General features: G+C 61.0%; 5 protein-coding genes and 2 pseudogenes. All 7 read left to right on the plus strand.

The genetic code is table 11. The features are described from left to right. The coding region (locus AC1D0N_RS31725) for a formyltetrahydrofolate deformylase (RefSeq protein ID WP_477250557.1) at window positions 1–405 on the plus strand (405 nt) is incomplete at its 5' end. A gap of 3 nt (window positions 406–408) precedes the next feature. Continuing rightward, complete coding sequence (locus AC1D0N_RS31730) at window positions 409–1,308, plus strand: bifunctional methylenetetrahydrofolate dehydrogenase/methenyltetrahydrofolate cyclohydrolase (RefSeq protein WP_477250559.1); 900 nt, start codon at window positions 409–411, stop codon at window positions 1,306–1,308. 356 nt (window positions 1,309–1,664) lie between these two features. After that, window positions 1,665–1,931 (plus strand): hypothetical protein, encoded by a 267-nt coding sequence (locus AC1D0N_RS31735; protein ID WP_477250561.1) that lies wholly within the window; start codon window positions 1,665–1,667, stop codon window positions 1,929–1,931. Next, window positions 1,928–2,278: an IS66 family insertion sequence element accessory protein TnpB gene (gene tnpB / locus AC1D0N_RS31740; RefSeq protein ID WP_352611225.1), complete on the plus strand. Its 351-nt coding sequence runs from the start codon at window positions 1,928–1,930 to the stop codon at window positions 2,276–2,278. The genes AC1D0N_RS31735 and tnpB overlap by 4 nt, the downstream gene beginning before the upstream one ends. Window positions 2,279–2,350: 72 nt before the next feature. Continuing rightward, window positions 2,351–3,782: pseudogene (tnpC, locus tag AC1D0N_RS31745) on the plus strand (IS66 family transposase); the annotation flags it as partial. A gap of 36 nt (window positions 3,783–3,818) precedes the next feature. Next, window positions 3,819–4,070: a hypothetical protein gene (locus AC1D0N_RS31750; RefSeq protein WP_477250563.1), complete on the plus strand. Its 252-nt coding sequence runs from the start codon at window positions 3,819–3,821 to the stop codon at window positions 4,068–4,070. After that, a pseudogene (locus tag AC1D0N_RS31755) lies at window positions 3,964–4,290 on the plus strand (IS110 family transposase); the annotation flags it as partial. The gene AC1D0N_RS31750 and the pseudogene AC1D0N_RS31755, both read left to right, overlap by 107 nt. Between the last annotated feature and the right edge of the window lie 237 nt (window positions 4,291–4,527).

Raw genomic sequence — 4,527 nt, forward strand, 5'->3', positions numbered from 1 at the left:
AATACCGACCTGATCGTGCTTGCCCGCTACATGCAGGTTCTTTCCGATGCCATGTGCAAGAAGATGTCGGGCCGCATCATCAACATCCACCACTCGTTCCTGCCCTCGTTCAAAGGCGCCAACCCGTACAAGCAGGCCTACGAGCGCGGCGTCAAGTTGATCGGGGCAACGGCACACTACGTCACCACCGATCTCGATGAAGGCCCGATCATTGAGCAGGATACGGTYCGCGTCACCCATGCGCAGTCCGTAGAGGACTACGTCTCGATGGGCCGTGACGTCGAAAGCCAGGTTCTGGCACGCGCCATCCACGCCCATATCCACCACCGCGTCTTCCTGAACGGCCACCGAACTGTCGTCTTCCCGGCAAGCCCTGGAAGCTACGCGTCTGAGCGCATGGGCTGAGCGATGACGCATATCATCGACGGCAAACAGGTGGCGGCAACCGTTATTGAAGCGGCAAAGCAAGCGGCTTCTGATCTCGAGCGGACAAAGGGTGTGAGAGCAGGGCTCGCGGTGGTGATTGTCGGTGACGATCCAGCCAGCTACTCCTATGTCGGCGCTAAGGGCCGTATGGCCAAGGAATGCGGCTTCAACTCCCTCCAGCACACGCTGCCGGCGCAAACAACGCAAGGCGAGCTCGCAGGCCTCGTGGCCTCTCTGAACGAGGATGCATCCATCCACGGCATCCTCGTGCAGCTGCCGCTGCCGACGCATCTTGATGCGGATACGATCATCCAGTCGATCCGCCCGGAGAAGGATGTCGATGGCCTGCATGTCGTCAATGCTGGCAAGCTTGCAGTCGGTGACTTGGCGACCGGCCTGATTTCTTGCACGCCGGCGGGCGCCATGCTGCTCGTGCGCTCTATCCATGGCGAGGACCTGTCAGGCCTGATGGCGGTCATTATCGGCCGCTCCAATTTGTTCGGCAAGCCGATGGCGCAATTGATGCTTAATGCCAATGCCACAGTGATGACGGCGCATTCGCGCACGAAGGATCTGGCGTCCGTGGCGCGTGGCGCCGATATTCTGGTGATTGCCGTGGGCAGGCCGGAGATGGTGAAGGCGGACTGGGTCAAGCCAAGTGCGACGGTGATCGATGTCGGCATCAACCGGATCGGCGCGCCGGAGCGGGGCGAGGGCAAGACCCGGCTTGTGGGCGATGTAGCCTATGCAGAAGCCTCTGAAGTGGCCGGTGCGATCACGCCGGTCCCGGGCGGTGTCGGGCCGATGACCATCGCCATGCTCATGGCAAACACAATCATAGCCGCGTACCGCTCGAGCGGCCTTACACCGCCTTCGTTCTAAAAAAGCTACCAGTGGTTAAGCGGGTACGCTCTTGGCTTCGGCGAGCCAATCGACTTCTGGATGTCGACAGTGTCGAAGCGGCCGCTACCCCATATGTAATAGGTTTATTGATCAACTCATTAACGAGGTAAGCGATGCGCCAAGGCACCTTGCAATAGGCTGATGAACATGGAGCTTTCGCGCCATGACATTGGAACATGCAGGGGGCGATATGGTCGCCGAGTTAAGCGGCGCCGCGGCGGCCGAAGATCTTACAACGGTGCGCGGGCGCGTGCGGCAACGAAGGCTGTGGAGTTGCACGGAGAAGCGCGCGTTGGTCGATCTGGCGAGCGCGGCGGGGTCGTCGGTGACGGGAGGTGGCGGAGGCGTTCGGCGTAGCTCCGTCACAGCTCTATGCCTGGCGCAAGCAGATGGCCGGCGGCGAGCTTGATGCCGATCAGGCGATAGCGACCTTCGCGCGCATCGACGTGAGCGATCTGCCCGGTGTCGAACGCCCCGTCGCCGATTGCCCGGACCCGGCCGGCAGGATCGTCGTGGCCTTTCCGAGCGGCACGCGACTGCGGATTGATGGGACCGTCGATCCGACAGCGCTGCGTATCGTCCTGGCGGAGTTGACCAGGTGATCACGGTTGTGCCGACCGACCGGATTTACCTTTGCTGCGGTGAGACCGATATGCGTCGCGGGATCAACAGCCTGGCACGCATGGTGCAACAGGTGCTCGCGCTCGACCCGCATACCGGCGCGATCTTCTGCTTCCGTGGACGCAAGGGTCATATCATCAAGATTCTGGCGCATGACGACCAGGGATTCTGCCTTTTTACAAAACGGCTTTCCGAGGGTTGTTTCGCCTGGCCGACCACCAAGGATCAGGTGACTGTGTCGCTCACCAAGGCACAGCTTTCGCTGCTTCTGGACGGGATCGACTGGCGCCGGCCGAACAAGATTTATCGACCGCGTCTGGCCGGCTAAATTCGGTCATTTCTCATTGATTTTGTGTTGTTTTTTCTTCCGTAACGAGGGTCTTTCGGGTATGTAATTTGGGTGTCGGAACAAGATCCCTCAACCGCTGATTTCTTCGCTCGGATCGCCCTTCTGGAGGCGGCCGTTTCTGCCCGTGACATCACCATCGCCGAACGCGATGAACAGCTGCGAAGAGAGCGCGTCGAGGCCGCACTTCGCATCCAGCGCCTGCAGCTGCGGATCGATCGCTTCAACCGCAAGGCCTTCGGCCGCTCCTCCGAGAAGCTCGGCCAGATGCAGCTCGAACTCGAAGATCTCGAGACCGATTTCGCCGCCAGCGTGCCCGATATCGAGCTGCCCATCGTTGCTGACAGCGACAAGGTGCGGGTGTTGCCGGTTCGCAAGCTCAACCCCAACCTGCCGCGCAGGCGGGTCGTTCGCGAGCCGTCTTGCGCATGTTGCCCGGGCTGCGGCGGCGATCTGCGCGCCATGGGCGAAGATAGCGACGAGATGCTCGATCTGGTCGCCCAGGCCTGGCAGGTGATCGAGACCGTTCGACCCAAATACAGCTGCCGGACCTGCGATAAAATCATCCAGGCGCCCGCACCAGCCAAGGCCATTGCGCGCGGCAAGCTCAGCTATGCCGCGCTCGCCCATATCATGATGGCCAAGTGGGGTTATCATCTGCCCTTCTACCGTCAGGTACAGATGATGGCCGCCAAGGGCGTCGATATCGAGCGATCCACGCTTGCGCGCAGCGCCGGCTACGCCGCCGCCTTGCTCGATCCCATCTACAACCGCATCCGTGAGATCGGCCGTACCCGCACCAAGATTCACACCGACGACACGCGGCATCCACCTGGCGCCCGGCACCGGCAAGACACACAAGGGCGCGCTCTGGGTTTATGTCGCCGACGATCGAAACTCGGGTTCGAAGGAGCCGCCGATCGCCTGGTATCGCGCCACCATGGGCCGCGCCGGCGAGAGCGTGATGAGCGAGCTCGCCGGATTTACCGGCACGCTCCAGGCCGACGGATTCAGCGGCTATAACCAGCTCTACAAGGGCGGCGCCATTCGAGAAGCTGCCTGCCTGGCCCATCTACGTCGCAAGATATTCGACGTTCACGACAGCCAGCCGACCGAGCTCAGCACGACGGCGATGGCCGGTATCCAGGCGATCTACCGGATCGAGGAAGAGATACGGGGGCTCCCGCCCGCCGAGCGATTGGCCGCACGACGAATGCGGACCCGACCACTGGTCCGCGCGCTGCGACGACAGCTCAAGCGCCAGGGCAAGGGTTTGTCGCGCCATGCCGATATCGCCAAGGCCTTCGCCTATGGCACCAACCGATGGCGCGCGTTCAATCGCTTCCTCTACGATGGCCAGCTCGAGCCCGACAACCTGATCGCGGAGCGGGCCATTCGTGGATTTACGGTCGGAAGGCGCAATTGGCTTTTCTCGGGCAGCTTCGCCGCGGCAGAGCGGTCAGCGGTCGTGCTCAGCGTCATAGAGACCTGCAAGCTTTGCGGCGTCGATGCCGAAGCCTACATGGCCGACGTCACCGAGCGCATCCAGAATGATTGGCCAGCCTCGCGCTGGGACGAACTGATGCCGTGTTGGGGTGGACGGCTCCCAACGGCATCGCGATGTGCCAGAATGAGTTCGTTGAAAGCTCAATCGAGGGAGACCGTCCGTGGAAGAGATTATCCGAATTGGTGTCGATACGTCAAAGAGCGTTTTCCAATTGCATGGCGTGAACGCAGCCGAGCAACCAATCCTGCGCAAGAAGCTTTCGCGTAGGGAGATGGTGAAATTCTTCGAGAAAGCACCACCGACCACCGTCGCACTCGAAGCTTGCGGTGGCTCTCATCATTGGGCGAGGTTGTTAGGTTCCTTCGGCCACGACGTAAAATTGATCGCGCCGCAATTGGCCAAGCCTTATGTCAAGCGCGGCAAGAACGATGCGGCGGATGCGGAAGCCTTGTGTGAGGCGATGAGCCGACCCACCACCCCGTGGGTCGGTCAAAATCCCCCGGGTATGGTCACTTGAAACTCCCCCACCTGATGATCACCGGCAGCGCTACTGAACAGCGGTAGCCGGTAAGGCAGGACGTTTATTTTCATCCCCTTTCATACAGCGAGGGGACCGGGAGTTGAACGTCTTGAAGGCACATCTGCAAAGCACCGTACTAACATTACTTGATCGCAACACCAGCCAGCGCGAGATTCAAAGGCTAACGGGTGTCGACCGCAAGAC

It is taken from the genome of Mesorhizobium sp. P2_E10, assembly GCF_056404235.1.